We start from the raw sequence: 16,912 nt of genomic DNA on the forward strand, positions 1-16,912 counted from the left end.
TGTTCCGATCCGGTTGAGGGTTGAGGCGTCATCGCTCGAGAATGCGATCCGAGACGGGCTCGCGGGCCTGCCAGCCACGCCGTTCGAGTTCGGGGACGTCGGTCAATTCGGCGGGGTAGCCGAGGCAGAGCAGGGCGATCAGCGTCCAGCCCGCAGGCACGTCGAGCATTCCGGTCACCGCGACCGGATCGAGGATCGATACCCAGCCCATTCCGATGCCCCGCGCGCGGGCCGCCAGCCACATGGTGTGAATGGCCATCACGGTCGAGTAGCGCAGCATCTCGGGCATCGTCGCCCGGCCCAGGCCATGGCCCGCCTGTGGGGCCTCGTCGCAGAAGACCGCGAGCAGTTCGGGAGCCTCGCGGATGCCGTGGAGCTTCAGCTTCCCATAGCGGGTCTGCAGCGTATCGGTCGGGATCGTGCGCGCCGCATCCGCGGACGCGGCATCGACATGGTCGGCGATCCACCCGCGTAGGGACTGCGAGCGGATCCGGACGAAGCGCCAGGGCTGCGCGTTGCCGACCGAGGGCGCCAGCGCGGCGACGTCGAACAGGGTGTGCATGTCGTCCTCTGCGACCGCACGCGCTGCGAAGTGCCGGACGTCGCGCCGCCAGCGCAGCAGCGTCTCGAAATCATCCGCGAAGACCGGGCCGAAGGAGGGCGCCGTCATGCCGCGCCCTTCGAACGGCGGAGCAGATAGGTGTCCATGATCCAACCCTGCTCTGCCCGCAGCCTCGCCCGTCGGGCGACGATCGTCGACGACACGTCCGCGAGGGGGCCGGCGACGAGCGCCTGCGACGGCAGGCCGAGATAGGCCCCCCACCAGATCATGACGCCGAGCGGGTCGATCGACGTGAAGGCGCATGTGCCGTCGAGCATCACCGCCAGCGTGTCGACGGCCGGGGGCCAGCCTTCGGCGCGCAGGCGTCGGCCTGTCGTTATCACCACCGGTGCGGCGAGCGTGTTGAGCGGGATCGCATGCGCCGCGGTCAGCGCCTGGAGGCTGGTGATGCCCGGCACGACGTGGACCCGGAGCATCATGCCGCCGGCGCGCAGCCGGTCGGCGATCCGCAGGCTGCTGTCGTAGAGCGACGGATCGCCCCATATGAGAAGCGCCAGCCTGCCGCCGTTCGGCAGGTGGCTGGCGATCTCCGTCGCCCAGCGGGCGGCGATCGCGTCGTGCCAGTCGCCGACGGCGTCGAGGTAGGCGTCGCTTTCGCCACGTTCGGGCAGATCGAACTCGACGACCCGGGTGTGGCCGCGGAGCACCGCCGCGCAGAGCGACCGGCGCAGCTCGATGAGGTCCGACGCCGCGTCGCGCTTGCGCGGCAGCAGGATGACGTCAGCGGCGTTCATGGCCGCCGCCGCCGCCCGCGTCAGATGGTCGGGGTCGCCGCTGCCGATGCCGATGAGGTGCAGGTCGATCATGGCGCGAGCAGCGGACCGTAGAGGATCACGGCGGGTGCGTCGCTTCGCGGCTGAAGATCGCGTGCCAGGTCGGCGATCGTGGATCGCGTCAGCCGCTGATCGGGATGGCTGACGTTCTCGGCGAGCAGGGCAGGTGTGTCGGGCGACAGCCCATGGCCGACGAGCATCTCGACCAGCGCGGCGAACGTCCGCTTGGGCATGAACACCACCGTGGTCGCATCGGGATCGGCAAGCGCCGCCAGGTTGAGGCCTTCCGGAAGACCGCCGGTGACGTCGTGCCCGGTGACGAATTGGACGCGCCGCGCGCTCAGCCGGCGCGTCAGCGGGATTGCCGCGGCTGCCGCGGCCGCGCTCGCCGAGGTGACGCCGGGGACGATCTCGAAAGCGATGCCGGCCGCGCGCACCGCCGCGATCTCCTCCTCCAAGCGACCGAAGACGGCGGGATCGCCCGACTTGAGGCGGACGACGCGGACGCCGGTCGACGCATGCGCGACCAGAAGCTGTGAGACGTGCTCCTGCGAAGGCGACGCGCGGCCCGCGCGCTTGCCGACCGCGACCAGCTCCGCGCCCCGGCGCACGTGCCGGAGGAGCGGCCCCGAGGACAGATCGTCGAACAATACGACGTCCGCCGTCTGCAAGCGGGCGACCGCCTTGAGCGTCAGCAGTTCGGGGTCGCCCGGCCCCGAACCGACGAAGGAGACGAACCCGCTCATCGCTCGGTGGCGATCAGATGGAAGAAGGTGCCCGAGACGCTGCCGCGGTACGATCCGGTCTCGGGCACGGGAGCGCCCTCGGCATCGACCACCCGCGCCAGCGCGGCGTCGGGCTGTTCCAGGATTGTCGAATAGTGGAATTCGTGACCGCGCTGCACCGTTCCCGCCGCCAGGGCGGCGACCGGCGCGAGCAGCGTGGCGCGACGATATCCCAGATGCATGCGGCGTTGGGCGTAGCTGGTCACGAGGCCGAGCAGCCCTGCCATCCGGTGACGCGTGCCGTCGGCGTCGATCAGGCCCTCGCCGAGGACCATGTAGCCGCCGCACTCGCCATGCACGGGGCGGGTGCGGGCGTGTTCGACGAGACCGCTGCGGAAGCGCTCGGCTGCGGCGAGGCGGCCGGCGTGGAGTTCGGGATAGCCGCCGGGCAGCCACACCAGATCGGCGCGGGCGTCGGGGGCTTCGTCGGCGAGCGGCGAGAAGGGCAGGATCTCCGCTCCGGCGTCGCGCCACGCCGTCAGCATGTGCGGATAGGCGAAGGAGAAGGCCGCGTCTCTCGCCAGCGCGATACGCTGCGCCGGCGGGACGAGGCGGCCGGCGGGCGCGGCGGGCGTGGTCGCGACAGCCGCGGCGTCGCGGATCGCCTCCAGATCGACGTGTTCGCCCAGGAAGCCCGCATGGTCGGCGATCCGCGCGTCGAGGTCGGGATGTTCGGATGCCTGGATGAGGCCGAGATGACGTTCGGGAAGCCTGAGGTCGCCACGTCGGGGAAGGGCGCCGAAGACGGATATGCCCGCGGCCGCCATACCGTCGCGGGCCAGGCGCTCGTGCCGCGGGCTCGCGACGCGATTGAGGATCACGCCTGCGATCCGCACCCCCGGATCGTATCGCATGAATCCGAGCGCGGTGGCGGCGCCGGACTGGGCCTGGCCGGAGACGTCGACGACCAGCACCACAGGCCAGCCCATCCGCCGCGCGACGTCCGCGCTCGCGCCGCTGCCGGCCGCGCCGGGCGTGGCGACGCCGTCGAACAGGCCCATCGAGCCCTCCGCCAGTGCCAGATCGGCGTCGTCCGCTTTTGCGGCCAGGCCGTGGATCATGGGCTCCGCCATCGCCCAGCTGTCGAGATTGAACGACGACCGGCCGCTCGCCGCGCGATGGAAGGCTGGGTCGATATAGTCCGGACCGCTCTTGAACGGCTGCACGGCGAGACCCGCATCGCGGAACGCGCGCAGCAGCCCGAGCATCACGGTGGTCTTGCCGGTCCCGGATGCGGGGGCGGCGATCATCACGCCCGGCGTCATTCGCCCGCCCCGGCGAAGCGGGAGTCGGCGCTTCGTGGGCGGAAGCGGCGGTCGTAGCCGGCCGCATAGAGGCTGCTCTCCGCGAAATCCGTGGGCGCAAGCACCGGGCCGACGAGGATGAGTGCGGTGCGTTCCGGGCCGCCGGCCGCAGCCGCGACGATCGTCGCGAGCGTCGCCCGGATGATCCTCTCGTCGGGCCAGCTCGCCCGCCAGACGATCGCCACCGGACAGTCCCCGCCGTAGGCCGGGGTCAGCTCGGCGACGACCCGGTCCAGCACGTGGATCGACAGATGGATCGCCAGCGTCGCCCCGGTCGCGGCGAAGGCGGGCAGGGTCTCCCTGTCCGGCATGGCGCTCGCGCGACCCGAGGTGCGGGTGAGGACGACCGACTGGGCCAGGCCGGGCAGTGTCAGCTCCGCTTCGAGCGTCGCGGCCGTGGCGGCGAACGCGGGAACGCCCGGCGTGACGGTGAACGGGATCCCGAGCGCACGGAGGCGGCGAAGCTGCTCGCCCATCGCCGACCAGATCGACAGGTCGCCCGAGTGGAGCCGCGCGACGTCATGGCCGTCGGCATGCGCGTTCGCGATCGCCTCGACGATCTGGTCGAGCGACAGGGGCGCGGTGTTCACGATGCGCGCGCCGGGCGGGCAGTGGTCGAGCAGCGCCGGCGGGATGAGCGACCCTGCGTAGAGGCACACTGACGACGCGGCGATCAGGTCGCGGCCGCGCAGCGTCAGCAGATCGGGTGCGCCTGGGCCGGCGCCGATAAAGTGAACGGTCATGTCGAAGGTCCTTGAGCGATCGCGCAGGTCGCCATGCGGTCGGGAGAAACGTGACGAGACGCGATCAGCCGCGCGCCTTCGCCGATGGCGGCGAGCGCGGCGGCCTCGGCGACGCTGCCGGTGCCGCGCGCTTCGAAGCTCGCCCGAGAGCGGGTCGCGGTCGCGACGCCCGTCAATGCCGCAGCCGTGACGGGCAGCAAGGCAAGACCGAGCCGTTCGGCCAGCGGCGCGAGCAGACCGACCTTGTCGTCGGGTGCAGCGAGCGCGGTGATTCCAGGGCAGCCGTGCCGCGCCAGCGCAAGCGCGGCTTCGCACGACATAGGCGTGGCGCCGCTGCGCCATCCGAACCCGGCGACGATCATAGCGACGCGCTCCACTGGACGATCGGATAATGCGCCCGCCAGCCGCGACGCGAACCGATCGGGGCGACGTCCGACAGCTCGATCCGCAGCAGGTCGCCGCCCTTCGCGCGGTGCCACGCCGCCAGCGTCGCTTCGGATTCGAGCGTGACCGCGTTGGCGACGATCCGGGTTCCAGGCGCGAGGTGCGTCCAGAGCCAGTCGAGCAGCGCCTCCGAAAGACCGCCACCGATGAAGACGGCGTCGGGTCCCGGGGGATCGGCCAACCCCTCGGGCGCATGCGCCTCGACTATGCGGAGGCGGTCGACGCCCAGCGTCGCCGCGTTGCTGCGTGCGCGCTCCGCACGGGTCGGATCGGCCTCGAACGCGATCGCTTGCGTGGTCGGATGCGAGAGCAGCCACTCGATCGCGATCGATCCCGAGCCGGTGCCGATGTCCCACAGGGTTTCGAACGGCCTCGGTGCCAGCGCGGACAGGGTAAGCGCGCGGACCGGGCGCTTGGTGATCTGCCCGTCGTGCGCGAACCATCGGTCCGGGCGTCCGGACGCGGTGGCGAGAACCGCACCGCTCCCGTCGACGGCGATGCCGACCGCCACCGGATGCGCGATATCCGCAAACGCCATCGTGGCGGCGGTGGTCTCGCGGACGCGTTCGTGCGGACCGCCCAGCGCCTCGAGGATCCAGAGCCTGCTGTCTCCGAAGCCTTGGTCCAGCAGGTAGCGCGCGAGCGCGCCGACCGCCGCGCCGTCGCGCACCAGGACGATCGCCCGGACGCCGGTCGCCAGCTTGGGACGCAAGCGTTCGAATGGTGCCGCATGCAGGCCGACGCATGCGACGGCGTCGATCGACCAGCCCAACCGCGCCGCGGCGAGGCCGAAGGTCGAAGGTGCCGGATGTGCGGTCCATTCATGCCGACCGAGGTGCCGCGTCACGGTTGATCCGGCACCAAACCAGAACGGATCGCCCGATGCCAGCATCACGACCCGCCGCCCGCGCTGCGCAAGAAGCGGCGCGATGCCGTCGTCGAACGGCACCGGCCACACCGCGGTCTCGCACGCGAGATCAGGCAGCAGCGCGAGGTGCCGCGCCGCGCCGGTCACCCATTCGGCGCGCGCGAGCGCCTCCCGGCTTGCAGCAGAGAGGCCGGCTGGTCCATCCTCGCCGATCCCGACGATCGTCAGCCATGCCTTGCCGAGTTCACCCGCCATGCCGAACATCCTGATCCTCGGCGGCACGACCGAGGCGAGCGCGCTGGCGGAGGCGCTGGCGCTGCGCGGCGACGATGCCACCCTGAGCTATGCAGGTCGGGTGGCACAGCCGAAGGCGCAGCCGGTGCGGACCCGGGTCGGCGGCTTCGGCGGTGCGGCCGGTCTCGCCGACCATCTTCGCGCGACGCGCGTCACGCATCTCGTCGATGCGACGCATCCGTTCGCGGCGCGGATGAGCGGCAACGCGCTCGACGCCGCGGCGATGGCAGGCGTCCCGCTGGTCGCGCTGACCCGGCCGGCCTGGATCGCAATCCCCGGCGACGACTGGCGGCCCGTCGACGACGTCCAGGCGGCGGTCGCCGCGCTCGCGGGGCCGCGTCGTGCCGTGATGCTCGCGCTCGGGCGGATGCACGTTCCGGCGTTCGCCGCGCAGCCGCAGCACCGCTATCTGCTGCGCTTCGTCGATGCGCCTGCCGCCACGCCTGAACTGCCAGACCATCGGCTCGTGGTCGATCGCGGTCCGTTCGACGTCGCCGGCGACGCTAAGCTGATGCGCGACCACGCGATCGAGATCGTCGTCTGCAAGAATGCGGGCGGCACGGGCGCGCAGGCCAAGCTGGTCGCGGCGCGCGAGCTCGGCATCCCCGTGGTGATGATCGACCGCCCGATCCTGCCTGCCCGCCGCGAGGTCCACACGGTGCACGACGTCCTGCGCTGGATCGATCATGCCGCCGACCTCGGCGTGTAGAGGAACGGCGCGCCGCTGCGCGCGATCGTCCGCGTCGCGCTCGACCCGACGATGACCATCGTCCGCATGTCGGCCATCTCCGGGCGGGCGTCGGGGAGGCGGACGACGTGTAGCGTCTCCTCCGGGGTCGACACCGCCCGCGCGAACAGCACGGGGCGTTCGTCGGCGCAGACGTCGCGAAGGATCTCCAGCGCGCGGCCGAAGCCGTCGGGCCGACTCCGCGATCGCGGATTGTAGAAGGCGATGGCGAAGTCGGCCTCCGCCGCGAGGCGCACGCGGCGATCGATCACGGCCTGCGGTTTCAGATTGTCCGACAGGTTGATCGCGCAGAAGTCGTGGCCGAGCGGCGCGCCGGCGCGGGCCGCGGCAGCGAGCATCGCCGTGATGCCCGGAAGCACGCGGATATCGAGGTCGCGCCATGCCGGCGGACCGTGCTCGACCGCCTCGAACACTGCCGCCGCCATCGCGAAGACGCCCGGATCGCCCGACGACACGACGACGACGTGCCGCCCCGCCATCGCGAGCTGCAGGGCATGGCGGGCGCGATCGAGTTCGACGCGGTTGTCGCTGGCGTGGAGCGTCAGCCCGGGGCGCGGGGCGACGCGCGCCACATAGGGGATGTAGCCGATCACGTCGGTGGCGTCCGCGAGCGCGGTTGCCACTTCGGGCGTCATCAGCGCGGCGTCGCCCGGCCCGAGCCCCGCGACCGCGATCGAGCCGCTCATGGCCGCCGACCCTGACCGTGGATCAGCAGGATCGAGAAGTACGGTGCGACGGCGTCGGCGTCGCTCAGGCGCGTGACACGCTGGTCGGGCATGGCGGCATATTCGATCAGCCACGCCTCGCGGTCCCGCCCGGCCGCGGCCACCGCCCGGCGCAGCTTCGGGAGGTGGCGACCGATCTTCATCACCACGAGCGCGTCGGTGTCGCCGATCCGACGGACGAGCTCGTCCTCCGGCATCGTTGCGGTCAGGACGGTCAGCACGTCCTCGCCCCAGGTGATCGGCGCACCGCTGGCGGTCCATGCGCCTGACATGCCGGTGATGCCGGGAACGACCGCGACCGGTGCGATCCCCGTCAGCCGACTGTGCAGGTGCATGAACGAGCCGTAGAAAAAGGGGTCGCCCTCGCACAGGACGACGACGTCCTCGCCGGTCGCCGACAGGGCGGCGAGATGGTCGGTGCACTCGGCGTAGAACCCACTCAAGCGATCGTTGTAGCGGGGGTCCGCGACGGGGATCTCCGTCGTGACGGGATATTCCATCGCGAACTCGATCACGTCGCGCCTCAGCATCCCCTCGACGATGCGCCGCGCCTGACCCGGCCTGCCTGCCTTGCGGAAGAATGCGACGTGCTGCGCCCCTCGCACGAGCCGGTCGGCGCGCACGCTCATCAGATCCTGCGCGCCGGGGCCGAGGCCGATGCCGTGGATAACGCCCTTGGCGGCGGGCGAGGTCATTCGGCGCGGCTCGCGAGAGCGTTGATCGCGGCGACCGTGATGGCGCTGCCGCCCATCCGTCCCTCGACCACGACGCAGGGCACCGGCTGCTCCTCCCACAACGCGGCCTTGGACTCCACCGCGCCGACGAAGCCGACCGGGCAGCCGATGATCGCGGCGGGGCGGGGGCAGGCAGGATCCTCGAGCATATCGAGCAGGTGAAACAGCGCGGTCGGGGCGTTGCCGATCGCCACCACCGCGCCCGCCAGATACGGCCGCCACAGTTCGAGGGCGGCGGCCGAACGCGTGTTGCCCATCCCGCGGGCGAGCTCGGGCGTCTCCGGCGCGTGCAGCGTGCAGACGACCGGATTGTCGGCAGGCAGGCGAGCGCGGGTGATCCCCTCCGTCACCATCCGCGCGTCGCACAGGATCGGCGCGCCCGCCGCGAGCGCGTCGCGGGCGACCCGTGCGAAATGCGGCGAGAAACGGATGTGCGCCGCCAGCGCGACGAGGCCGGACGCGTGGATCATCCGGACGGCCACCGGTTCCTCCTCCGGCGCGAAGCGCGCGAGGTCGGCCTCGGCGCGGATCGTGGCGAACGACTGGCGGTAGATGGCACCGCCGTCGGTCTCGTAGACATGGGGCATCAATCGGCTCCGAAGCGGGCGAGGATCTGGACGGGGTCGAGCCCGGACACCGCGGGCGGGGCGCCCGCTCTGGCGGCGAAGGCGAGATCGAAGCGGCCGTCGCGCCCGGTCAGTACGACGTCGGTGGCCTGCGCCCGCGCGCAGCCCTTGGCGCAGCCCGAGACGTGGAGCCGGCCATCGACATGGGGTGCGAGACGGACCGCCAGGGGACGGGTCGCGACGCTCGCCTGCGGACAGGCGGGAGCGCCGACACAGGCGTCGGCCCGAAGGAGCGCCGATGCGGGCTGCCCGGTATCGATTTTCCCCTCCACGATCAGCCGCCGCCATGGCGTCACCCGCACGCCGCGCGCGGCCATGGCCAGCTTGGCGAGGTCCGGCGCTTCGATCCTGCCGAACGCGAGCCCGACGACCGTGCCCTGCGCGTGCGGTCCCGTCGCCGGGGCGGGACACGACGGCGCCGCCGGGATCCCGCCATCTGCCCAGGCGGGCAGGGTGACCGCGTGGCGCGCCATCCGGCCTGCGGCGCTCCCGCCGGTCCCGACGAACCAGCGCGCCAGCGCCACCACCGCGTCGATCTCGGCACCGACCGCCAGCGGAACGCCCCACGCGCGCCCGTCCGCACGAAGGATCAGACCGCCAGCCGCGGCGCGTTCGATCCGGATGTCGGCGGGAGCGTCGCCGAGCACCGGCGCGGCACCCGCGTCGATCGCGACGCCGAACTTGCCGGGCAGCTCCGGCAGTTCCGCCAGACGCTGCGCGAGCTCGACGGCGATGCGGTGCGTATCGTCGCCGTCATGCCAGTCGGGCGCCACGATGACGGCGCGCCGGGTCTCCGAGGCCGGATCGGCGTCGACCAGATCGAGCGCGCACAGGTCGGCGATCAACGCCGCCCAGCGATCGTCGCGGACGCCGCGGATCTGGAGGTTCGCACGGTTGGTGACGTCGATGGCACCGTTGCCATGCTCCGCCGCGGCCTCGGACAGACCGATCGCCTGGGCGCGCGTCATGCGTGCCAGGCGCGGCCGCACGCGGACCAGCAGGCCATCGCCCGCCGCCATCGGGCGATGAGCCGTCGGGCACCAGCCCCGCACCATGTTCATGCCGGATCCCCCAGCTGAGCAAGGATCGAGTTGCGGCGCGTCGCCCACAGCCCTGCCGCGTGAAGCGCTCGGAACCGCGCCTCCATCGCCGCCAGCGCAGACGGGTTGGCGGCGGCCATGAAGGCGCGGACGTCGTCGCGGCCCAGCGTCGCGTCATGGTAGAGGTCGATGGCCTCGGGCGTCACGACGCCTGCGAGGTGCGCGAAGGCGCCGAGATGGTCGAGCGTCGCCGCGAGTTCCGCCGCGCCTCGAAAGCCATGGCGCATCATGCCGTCGATCCAGCCGGGGTGCGCGGCGCGTGCGCGGACGACGCGCGCGACCTCCTCGGCCAACGGGCGGGCACGCGGGCGCGCGGGGTCGGTCGCATCGAGATGATACAGGGCGGCGGTGCCGCCGGCGATCGCCTGCGCAGCGGCGAAGGCGGCCTCGTGCGCGGCATAATCCGCGGCGAGCAGCAGGTCGGTCTCGGGCAGGTCCTGGACGTGGACGAAGGCGTCGGCGGCCGCGACGCGCGCTGCGATCCCCGTCGGGTCAGCGCGCCCGTCGCCATCGTCCAACGCGTGAGCGGAGGCCGCCAGCCATGCGGCGCCCGCGGCCCGGCGGGCTTCGGGCGTGTAGACCTCGGCGTCGTCGCCGATCCCGACGCCATAGTCGCCGGCCCGCGGCCCGTAGACGCGTGCGCCGGGCAGGGATGAGACGAAGGGATTGCGGTCCGCCGGCTCGTCCCGCGCCGCCAGCGCTCGCACCGTCTGGCCGAACATCGCGCAGAGCGTCGGAAAGGCGTCCCGGAACAGCCCCGACACGCGCAGCGTCACATCGATCCGCGGCCGGTCAAACCGCATCAGCGGCAGGATCTCGACTCCGGTCACGCGGTCGGACCCGTGATCCCAGACCGGCTCCGCCCCGAGGAGGTGGAGCGCCATCGCGAACTCCTCGCCGGCGGTGCGCATCGTCGCGGAGCCCCAGAGGTCGACGACGAGCGCACGCGGATAGTCGCCATGATCCTGAAGGTGGCGGCGGACGAGCTCGTCGGCGAGCCGCACCCCCTGCGCGTGCGCCGACCGGGACGGCACCGCGCGCGGATCGGTCGTGTAGAGGTTGCGCCCGGTCGGCAGCACGTCGCTCCGCCCGCGCCATGGCGAGCCCGATGGTCCGGGCGGGACCCGTCGTCCGGCGAGCGCGGCGAGCAGGCCGTCGCGCTCCGCCGGACCCTGCTCGCCGCGGCCGAAGACGTGCAGGCCGTCGCCGTACCGGCTGTCCTTGACGTCGCAGACGAAGGCGTCGATCCGCGCGATCGCCTCCTTGCTCGATTGCGCCCGATCGAGCGCGAGTGCGTCGCCGAGCCCGAGCGCGACCGCCTCGTCCCCGATGTCGCGCTGCAGGCGGTCGCGACGCGTCGGATCGAGACCGGCGGCATTGGAGAACTCGTCGAGCAGCGCCTCAAGCCGGCCGATCCCGAGGCCACTGCCCGCGTCGACGAGAGGCGGCGGGACATGGCCGATCGCGACTGCGCCGATCCGCCGCTTGGCCTGCGCAGCCTCGCCGGGATCGTTGACGATGAAGGGATAGACGATCGGCATCGCGCCGGCGAGCGCCTCGGGCCAGCATGCGTCGGACAGCGCGACCGCCTTGCCCGGGAGCCATTCGAGCGTGCCGTGCGCGCCGACGTGGACCAGCGCGTCGGTGCCGCGCGCGCGCAGCCAGAGGTAGAATGCGACATAGCCATGACGTGGGCAGCGGGACAGGTCGTGATACTCGTCCGAGCGCGTTTCCACGCCGCCCCGCTCCGGCTGGAGCGCCACGATGGCCTCGCCGGCGACGACGGCGGCAAAGCGGAAGGCGCCGTCCGCGACGGCGGGATCGTCCTCCGGCGCACCCCATGCCGCCGTCACCTCGGCCCGCAGGGCGGCGGGAAGCCTCGCCAGCGCGGCATGATAGTCGGAGAGCGGCCATGCGACGGTGCGCCGCGCCAGCGCGGCGGGGAGATCGGTCGCAGCCGGGAGGCCGGTCGCGTAACCCGCGTCCGCCAGATCTTCGAGCATCGCCCGGGCCGAGGCGATCGCGTCGAGGCCCACCGCGTGCGCCATCTGGTAGGTCTTCCCGGGATAGGTCGACAGCACGATTGCCAGCCGCCGTTCCGCCACGGGCTTCGCAGCCAATGCGGTCCAGCCGTGGACCCGGTCTGCGATACCCGCGATCCGGCCAGGGTCGGCGCGATGTTCGCGCCGCGCGAACTGCAGGTCGGGGTCACGCCCGCCGGCGTCCTTGAAGCTCGCCACGCCGGCGAACAGGCGGCCGTCCACTTCGGGCAGCACCACGTGCATCGCGAGGTCGGCGGGGGACAGGCCCCGCGCGGCCTCGGCCCATGCCGCGCGATCCGACGTCGCCAGCGCCACCTGGAACACGGGAACGCCCGCGACGTCGAGCGGGGTCGCACCGTCGGCATTCCGTGCCGAAAACGCGGTCGCGTTGACGATCGCAACGGGGGCGAGCGCGGAAAGCCAGCGGGTCATCCAGCCGGCGGCCGACGGCTCCTTGAGCGAGGGCGCGAACAGCGCGATGACGTCGTAGCCGCGCCTCTCGAACGCCATGTGCAGCGCCGCGACCGGATCGAGGTCGGCGGCCATCACATAGGAACGGTAGAAGACCAGAACGATCCGCGGCCGGATCGACGCCAGGGCAAAGGCGGCCGGGCAGATCACGCCGGCAGCGGGCTGCCAGCCGCCGACCGGGGCGATGGCGCGCGCCGTCGGGCCGGGTGTCACGTAAAGCCCCGCGGCGAGGGCGAGCTGCGCGATGGCCGCGCGCGCCGCGGATGCACCGCCGACGTCGCAGAGCTCGGCGAGGCGGCGCAGCGTGGATGCGGGCAGCGTCGACGCCGCGTCGAGGCGCGGATCCTCGCGGCCGTCGGCGGGAACGATCGCCAGGGCGATCCGCCGCCGGCGGGCGAGCGCCTCGACCTGCTGGACGCCATAGGGCCAATAGGCGATGCCGCCGATCAACCGGATCAATATGCCCCTTGCCGCACCCAGCGTCCGCTCGACGTACGTGTCGACCGAGAGCGGGTGGGTCAGCTCGGCAAGATTGGCGAGCCGCAGGCTCGGCATGCCGACGCCGCCCGCGCGCCACCCCGCGGCGAAGGCGCCGAGGTCGCTGTCGGAGAAGGACAGCACGACGAGATCCGCGGCGTCCTGCCCCAGATCGCGCGGTGCGGCGCCCTCTTCGAGCCCGTGCGTTTCGCGGAAGACGACGTGCATGGCGGATCAGGCCGCCAGCGCCGCCCTGATCGTCGACGGATCGAGCCGGTCGCGTTCGGCGATCACCACGAGCTGCGTCGCGCGCACCTCGTCCCCGCGCCACGGCCGGTCGTATTGAACGCGGACCCGCGCTCCCACCGCCTGCACGAGCAGCCGCATCGGCTTGCCCGCGACCGCGGCATAGCCCTTCACGCGCAGCACGTCGCCACCGGCGGCAAGCGCCTCGATCCGACCCGCGAGGTCGTGCGCGTCGGCGATCTCGCCCCATGCAAGGACCAAGCTATCGAAGTCGTCGTGCTCATGCTCGTCCTCACCGTCATGATGCGAGGGGCGGGCGGCGAGGTCGTCCTCCGCGGCCGCGCCGAGCCCGAGCACGACGTGGGGGGCGACGATGCCGTCCACGAGTTCCACGATCGGCAGCGGGCGCGGGGTCTCGGCGGCGATGATCGCACGCGCCGCGGCGACGCCGGATGGGCCGGCGAGGTCGCATTTGGTGAGCAGCACCAGGTCGGCGCAGGCGAGCTGATCCTCGAACACCTCGGACAGCGGCGTCTCGTGATCGATGCTCGGATCGGCCGCCCGCTGCGCGTCGACTGCGGCGAGATCCGGCGCGAACCGTCCGGCCGCGACCGCCTCCGCGTCCGCCAGCGTGATCACCCCGTCGACCGTGATGCGGGACCGGATCGCCGGCCAGTCGAACGCCTTGAGCAGCGGCTTGGGCAGGGCAAGTCCGGACGTTTCGATCAGGATGTGATCGGGCCGCGGCTCCATCGCAAGGAGCGTCTCGACGGTCGGAATGAAGTCGTCCGCGACGGTGCAGCATATGCAGCCGTTGGCCAGCTCGACGATGTTCTCGGCCGGACAGTCCGGGATCGCGCAGCCCTTCAGGATGTCGCCGTCGACGCCCAGCACGCCGAATTCGTTGACCACCACGGCGAGACGACGCCCCCCCGCGTGACGGATCAGATGGCTGATGAGGGTCGTCTTGCCGGCTCCCAGAAAGCCGGTGACGATGGTGACGGGAACCTTGGACAGATCGGACATGCTCTTCCCCGCGGCGCGACAGCAACGAACGGGCGGGGCCGATTGCGGACGGCGCGCGACGACGGACGAGCGCCGTGAAGCCGCCCAGCCACGCACCGATGCGGCCCCGGCCGCACAGATTCGTCGCTCAGACGGAGAACCGTGCCGCGGCCATCCCCTGGACCAAGGCAAGAGCGACCTTATCGCCGGCAGGTCTCCTGGCTCGCGGGTCGTAGCTCCGGCATCGCCTTCCCAGATCGCCGGTCAGAAGGACCGACGCGTTCCAGTGGCCGCCCCCCGCATGGGGAGCATGACGCTTTCGCTCACCGCTTACAGTTGCAGGGACAGCCGCGGATTGGGAGGATCACCTCCGCACCGCATTCCCATTTAAACCCCTCGCGGGGCACCGGCGCGATCAACGAGGACCCTCTTTCGATGGCCCTCGACGGACATGATACCCTCGATCGCGCCCCTTGCCAATTCGCTTATGCCGCGACCTTGCTTCCAGGCCGGGCTGGTCGACGCGATCGCAGCGCGTATCGTTGGCATTCCGGTGCTCGGAGCGACGCTGGCATTCGTCCTGATCGTCCAGAGGACGGCATTACGTCATATCGCAGCAGCACGGCGCTGGCTCGGGGTACATCATGCCGCTGTCCGCTGGACGAACGTCCGAACTCGGGTGGGCACGAAGGCACCCTCACCGTCTGGTTCTGGGTCCTGGCGGCCGCACACTGTCAAACGGCTTCCAACCCGTCGGGTGCTATATGGCTCGGAACGTCGCGCGGACGTGCTCCACGAACGTTTCGGCGTTCTCCATCGCCGCAAAATGCCCACCGCTCGCGGCCTCTCCGAAATAGCGAAGATCGGCAAAGCGCGCCTCGGTCCAACGGCGGGACAGCCGCACCTGCTCACCGGGGAACATGCTGACCCCGGCCGGCAGCGGCACGGGCGCGCCCGGCATCCCTTTCGCCATCTCCTGCGCGGCTTCCCAATAGAAGCGAACCGAACTTGGCCCCGCGTTCGGCAGCCAATACAGCATGATGTCGTCAATCAGATGGTCGAGCGGAATGACCCGTTCGGGCTGCCCATCGCTGTCGGATACGTCCTGGAACAGCGCGTAGATCCAGCTCGCCAGTCCGATCGGCGAGTCCGCGAGCGCGAAGGCAAGCGACTGCGGCCGTGTGCACTGCAGCTTCATGTACCCGGAATAGTCGCGGTCGTAGCGCGCCGCATCGTCCAGCATCCGCTGCTCGGCGGGCGTCGCATTCGCCCGTTCCTCGTGTGTCGGCTGGGCCATCACCATGTTGAGGTGGATACCGGCGAGGCCCGGCATACGCATATGCGCCAGCGCCGTGGTGACTGCAGCACCCCAGTCTCCGCCTTGCGCCATCCAGCGATCACCATAGCCGAGCCGCTGCATCAGCACGCCCCAAGCCGAAGCGGTGCGGCCGACGCCCCAACCCGGCTCGGTCGGCTTATCGGAAAAGCCGAAGCCGGGCAGCGCAGGGATAATGAGGTGGAAGGCGTCCGACGCGTCGGCGCCATGCGCGCGCGGGTCGCTGAGCGGGCCGATCACGTCGCGGAATTCGAGCACCGATCCCGGCCAGCCGTGGGTCAGGAGCAGCGGTGTCGCGTCCGGTTCGGGAGAGCGGACATGGAGGAAGTGGATGCCGAGCCCGTCGATCACCGTGCGGCTGCTGCCCCAGCCGTTGAGCAGCGTCTCCGTGGCACGCCAGTCGTAACCGTCCTGCCATCGCTGGGCGAGCGCGCGGATGCGGTCCGATTGCGGACCCTGCGACCCGTCCTGCACTGTGCCGGCATCGGGCCAGCGGGTGCGGGCGAGACGATCGGCCAGATCGTCGAGGTCGGCTTGGCGGATGTGGATGGGAAACGGCTGGACGGCATCGCTCATGATAGGACTCCGGAAGGGGCGATCAGCGTGTCGGGGCGAGGACGGCTTCGACGCGCGTCCAGTCGGTCTTGCCGTAGCGATCCTTGTCGAGCGGCGAGAGCTTGCCGCGGCCGCTCGACATGTCGCGAACATATTGCATGCCTTGCCAGGCCGGGAACGGCGCATCGCTGGTCGGCGACAGCGTGCGCGCGACGCGGATCAGCATCGAGAGACGCCCGAGCCCACCTGCACGGAACGGCTTCCACCTTCGGCCCTCGAGACGCGTCATCAGGATCGCGAGGTCGCGCGGAGACACGACGTCGCCGGCGATCCGCAGGAGGCGGGGCGCATCCGCATCGAGCGCCACGTCGGCGGTATAATCAGCGACATCGTCTTTTGTCGTGAAGTCGAGCGGCTGGTCCGCGTCGCCCCAGTACAGGATGCGGGCGAAACGCGGCAGCACGATCGGCGCCTCACCGGTCAGCAGGTCGGCGAAGGCGCCGTTGAGGATCGAGGTCGCGCGGATCGGCGCTGCATCGACACGCGCCATGAAGCGGCGTCGCAGGTCCATGTTGCGATTGTCGCCGGGGCGGGTCTTCGTGAAATCGAGCGAGAAGTCGGACGGGATGAAGCGCGGTACACCCGCCGCAACCGCCGCGTCGAGAAGACGGCCCTGAAGATCGAGAATGACCGGCTCCAGCCCGTTCAGGACCGAGACGACGCATTCCGCTCCCGCCAGCGCATCCGAGAGCGCAGCCTGATCGGCAAAATCGACAGGGACCGGCGTTCCGCCCCGCCCACGTACGGCATCCTGCGCCGCGGCCGGCGTTCCGCTGCGGACCAGGGCCCGCACGTCCACGCCACGCCGTATCAGGGCAGATAGCACGCGCCCACCCAGATCGCCGGTCGCACCGGCAAGCGCGATCGTCCGTGGCGCGACCCCGCCGTCATCGTGGCCGTTCACGTCCTCGAGCGTCATCCCCGCCATCGCCAAACCCCTTGCCAATAAACTGA

The 16,912-nt window shown here is 71.5% G+C and carries 16 protein-coding genes and 1 riboswitch; of the genes, 1 reads left to right on the forward strand and 15 read right to left on the reverse strand.

The features are described 5' to 3' along the window. Positions 1–28: 28 nt before the first annotated feature. The 7 genes from bluB to cbiE are packed head-to-tail and all read right to left on the reverse strand — an operon-like array spanning position 29 to position 5,794. Positions 29–670 (reverse strand): 5,6-dimethylbenzimidazole synthase, encoded by a 642-nt coding sequence (bluB, locus tag V8201_RS16350; protein WP_336545970.1) that lies wholly within the window; start codon positions 668–670, stop codon positions 29–31. Beyond that, positions 667–1,428, reverse strand: a complete 762-nt coding sequence (gene cobF, locus V8201_RS16355) for a precorrin-6A synthase (deacetylating) (protein ID WP_336545971.1) — start codon at positions 1,426–1,428, stop codon at positions 667–669. Before cobF ends, bluB begins: the two co-directional genes overlap by 4 nt. Further along, positions 1,425–2,141, reverse strand: coding sequence for a uroporphyrinogen-III C-methyltransferase (gene cobA / locus V8201_RS16360; protein ID WP_336545972.1), 717 nt, complete (start codon positions 2,139–2,141; stop codon positions 1,425–1,427). Before cobA ends, cobF begins: the two co-directional genes overlap by 4 nt. Beyond that, positions 2,138–3,445 (reverse strand): cobyrinic acid a,c-diamide synthase CobB, encoded by a 1,308-nt coding sequence (locus V8201_RS16365; RefSeq protein ID WP_336545973.1) that lies wholly within the window; start codon positions 3,443–3,445, stop codon positions 2,138–2,140. The genes cobA and V8201_RS16365 overlap by 4 nt, the downstream gene beginning before the upstream one ends. Further along, positions 3,442–4,227 (reverse strand): precorrin-4 C(11)-methyltransferase, encoded by a 786-nt coding sequence (gene cobM, locus V8201_RS16370; protein WP_336545974.1) that lies wholly within the window; start codon positions 4,225–4,227, stop codon positions 3,442–3,444. The genes V8201_RS16365 and cobM overlap by 4 nt, the downstream gene beginning before the upstream one ends. Next, the gene (locus V8201_RS16375) at positions 4,224–4,589 is read right to left on the reverse strand and encodes a cobalamin biosynthesis protein (RefSeq protein ID WP_037533395.1); all 366 of its coding nucleotides are present in this window, start codon (positions 4,587–4,589) and stop codon (positions 4,224–4,226) included. The genes cobM and V8201_RS16375 overlap by 4 nt, the downstream gene beginning before the upstream one ends. After that, positions 4,586–5,794, reverse strand: a complete 1,209-nt coding sequence (gene cbiE / locus V8201_RS16380; protein WP_336545975.1) for a precorrin-6y C5,15-methyltransferase (decarboxylating) subunit CbiE — start codon at positions 5,792–5,794, stop codon at positions 4,586–4,588. The genes V8201_RS16375 and cbiE overlap by 4 nt, the downstream gene beginning before the upstream one ends. Between cbiE and V8201_RS16385 the strand changes: the two genes are divergently transcribed. After that, positions 5,793–6,542: a cobalt-precorrin-6A reductase gene (locus tag V8201_RS16385; RefSeq protein WP_336545976.1), complete on the forward strand. Its 750-nt coding sequence runs from the start codon at positions 5,793–5,795 to the stop codon at positions 6,540–6,542. The two genes, cbiE and V8201_RS16385, sit on opposite strands and share 2 nt — an antisense overlap. Here the strand turns inward: V8201_RS16385 and cobJ are convergent. The 8 genes from cobJ to V8201_RS16425 form a co-directional block, all read right to left on the reverse strand. After that, on the reverse strand, positions 6,518–7,267 hold the full coding sequence (gene cobJ, locus V8201_RS16390) for a precorrin-3B C(17)-methyltransferase (RefSeq protein ID WP_336545977.1): 750 nt from the start codon (positions 7,265–7,267) through the stop codon (positions 6,518–6,520). The two genes, V8201_RS16385 and cobJ, sit on opposite strands and share 25 nt — an antisense overlap. Further along, the gene (cobI, locus tag V8201_RS16395; protein ID WP_336545978.1) at positions 7,264–8,001 is read right to left on the reverse strand and encodes a precorrin-2 C(20)-methyltransferase; all 738 of its coding nucleotides are present in this window, start codon (positions 7,999–8,001) and stop codon (positions 7,264–7,266) included. The genes cobJ and cobI overlap by 4 nt, the downstream gene beginning before the upstream one ends. Continuing rightward, complete coding sequence (locus V8201_RS16400; RefSeq protein ID WP_037533409.1) at positions 7,998–8,627, reverse strand: precorrin-8X methylmutase; 630 nt, start codon at positions 8,625–8,627, stop codon at positions 7,998–8,000. Before V8201_RS16400 ends, cobI begins: the two co-directional genes overlap by 4 nt. Beyond that, positions 8,627–9,721 carry a ferredoxin-like domain-containing protein gene (locus V8201_RS16405; protein WP_336545990.1) on the reverse strand — a complete coding sequence of 365 codons (1,095 nt, stop codon included), beginning with the start codon at positions 9,719–9,721 and terminating at the stop codon, positions 8,627–8,629. The genes V8201_RS16400 and V8201_RS16405 overlap by 1 nt, the downstream gene beginning before the upstream one ends. A gap of 2 nt (positions 9,722–9,723) precedes the next feature. Next, a complete protein-coding gene (gene cobN / locus V8201_RS16410; RefSeq protein WP_336545979.1) occupies positions 9,724–12,984 on the reverse strand; it encodes a cobaltochelatase subunit CobN in 3,261 nt (1,086 codons plus the stop codon). 6 nt (positions 12,985–12,990) lie between these two features. Beyond that, positions 12,991–14,028 (reverse strand): cobalamin biosynthesis protein CobW, encoded by a 1,038-nt coding sequence (gene cobW / locus V8201_RS16415; protein ID WP_336545980.1) that lies wholly within the window; start codon positions 14,026–14,028, stop codon positions 12,991–12,993. Between the two features lie 170 nt (positions 14,029–14,198). Continuing rightward, a riboswitch (cobalamin riboswitch) is annotated at positions 14,199–14,433 on the reverse strand. A 334-nt stretch (positions 14,434–14,767) separates the two neighbouring features. Beyond that, the gene (locus V8201_RS16420) at positions 14,768–15,919 is read right to left on the reverse strand and encodes an epoxide hydrolase family protein (protein ID WP_037533421.1); all 1,152 of its coding nucleotides are present in this window, start codon (positions 15,917–15,919) and stop codon (positions 14,768–14,770) included. 22 nt (positions 15,920–15,941) lie between these two features. Then, entirely contained in the window at positions 15,942–16,886 is a 945-nt protein-coding gene (locus V8201_RS16425) for an aromatic alcohol reductase (protein ID WP_336545981.1), read from the reverse strand. Between the last annotated feature and the right edge of the window lie 26 nt (positions 16,887–16,912).

The sequence above is a fragment of the Sphingomonas kyungheensis genome (assembly GCF_037120395.1).
Taxonomy (GTDB): Bacteria; Pseudomonadota; Alphaproteobacteria; order Sphingomonadales; family Sphingomonadaceae; genus Sphingomonas; species Sphingomonas kyungheensis.

Bases quoted from the DNA above. Each gene is read 5' to 3' on its own strand.
- cobJ (WP_336545977.1), bottom strand. From the start codon at position 7,267: ATGAGCGGCTCGATCGCGGTCGCGGGGCTCGGGCCGGGCGACGCCGCG.
- cbiE (WP_336545975.1), bottom strand. From the start codon at position 5,794: ATGGCGGGTGAACTCGGCAAGGCATGGCTGACGATCGTCGGGATCGGC.
- V8201_RS16420 (WP_037533421.1), bottom strand. From the start codon at position 15,919: ATGAGCGATGCCGTCCAGCCGTTTCCCATCCACATCCGCCAAGCCGAC.
- cobW (WP_336545980.1), bottom strand. From the start codon at position 14,028: ATGTCCGATCTGTCCAAGGTTCCCGTCACCATCGTCACCGGCTTTCTG.
- cobI (WP_336545978.1), bottom strand. From the start codon at position 8,001: ATGACCTCGCCCGCCGCCAAGGGCGTTATCCACGGCATCGGCCTCGGC.
- V8201_RS16385 (WP_336545976.1), top strand. From the start codon at position 5,793: ATGCCGAACATCCTGATCCTCGGCGGCACGACCGAGGCGAGCGCGCTG.
- cobF (WP_336545971.1), bottom strand. From the start codon at position 1,428: ATGATCGACCTGCACCTCATCGGCATCGGCAGCGGCGACCCCGACCAT.
- cobA (WP_336545972.1), bottom strand. From the start codon at position 2,141: ATGAGCGGGTTCGTCTCCTTCGTCGGTTCGGGGCCGGGCGACCCCGAA.
- V8201_RS16425 (WP_336545981.1), bottom strand. From the start codon at position 16,886: ATGGCGGGGATGACGCTCGAGGACGTGAACGGCCACGATGACGGCGGG.
- cobM (WP_336545974.1), bottom strand. From the start codon at position 4,227: ATGACCGTTCACTTTATCGGCGCCGGCCCAGGCGCACCCGATCTGCTG.
- V8201_RS16405 (WP_336545990.1), bottom strand. From the start codon at position 9,721: ATGGTGCGGGGCTGGTGCCCGACGGCTCATCGCCCGATGGCGGCGGGC.
- V8201_RS16400 (WP_037533409.1), bottom strand. From the start codon at position 8,627: ATGCCCCATGTCTACGAGACCGACGGCGGTGCCATCTACCGCCAGTCG.
- cobN (WP_336545979.1), bottom strand. From the start codon at position 12,984: ATGCACGTCGTCTTCCGCGAAACGCACGGGCTCGAAGAGGGCGCCGCA.
- V8201_RS16375 (WP_037533395.1), bottom strand. From the start codon at position 4,589: ATGATCGTCGCCGGGTTCGGATGGCGCAGCGGCGCCACGCCTATGTCG.
- bluB (WP_336545970.1), bottom strand. From the start codon at position 670: ATGACGGCGCCCTCCTTCGGCCCGGTCTTCGCGGATGATTTCGAGACG.
- V8201_RS16365 (WP_336545973.1), bottom strand. From the start codon at position 3,445: ATGACGCCGGGCGTGATGATCGCCGCCCCCGCATCCGGGACCGGCAAG.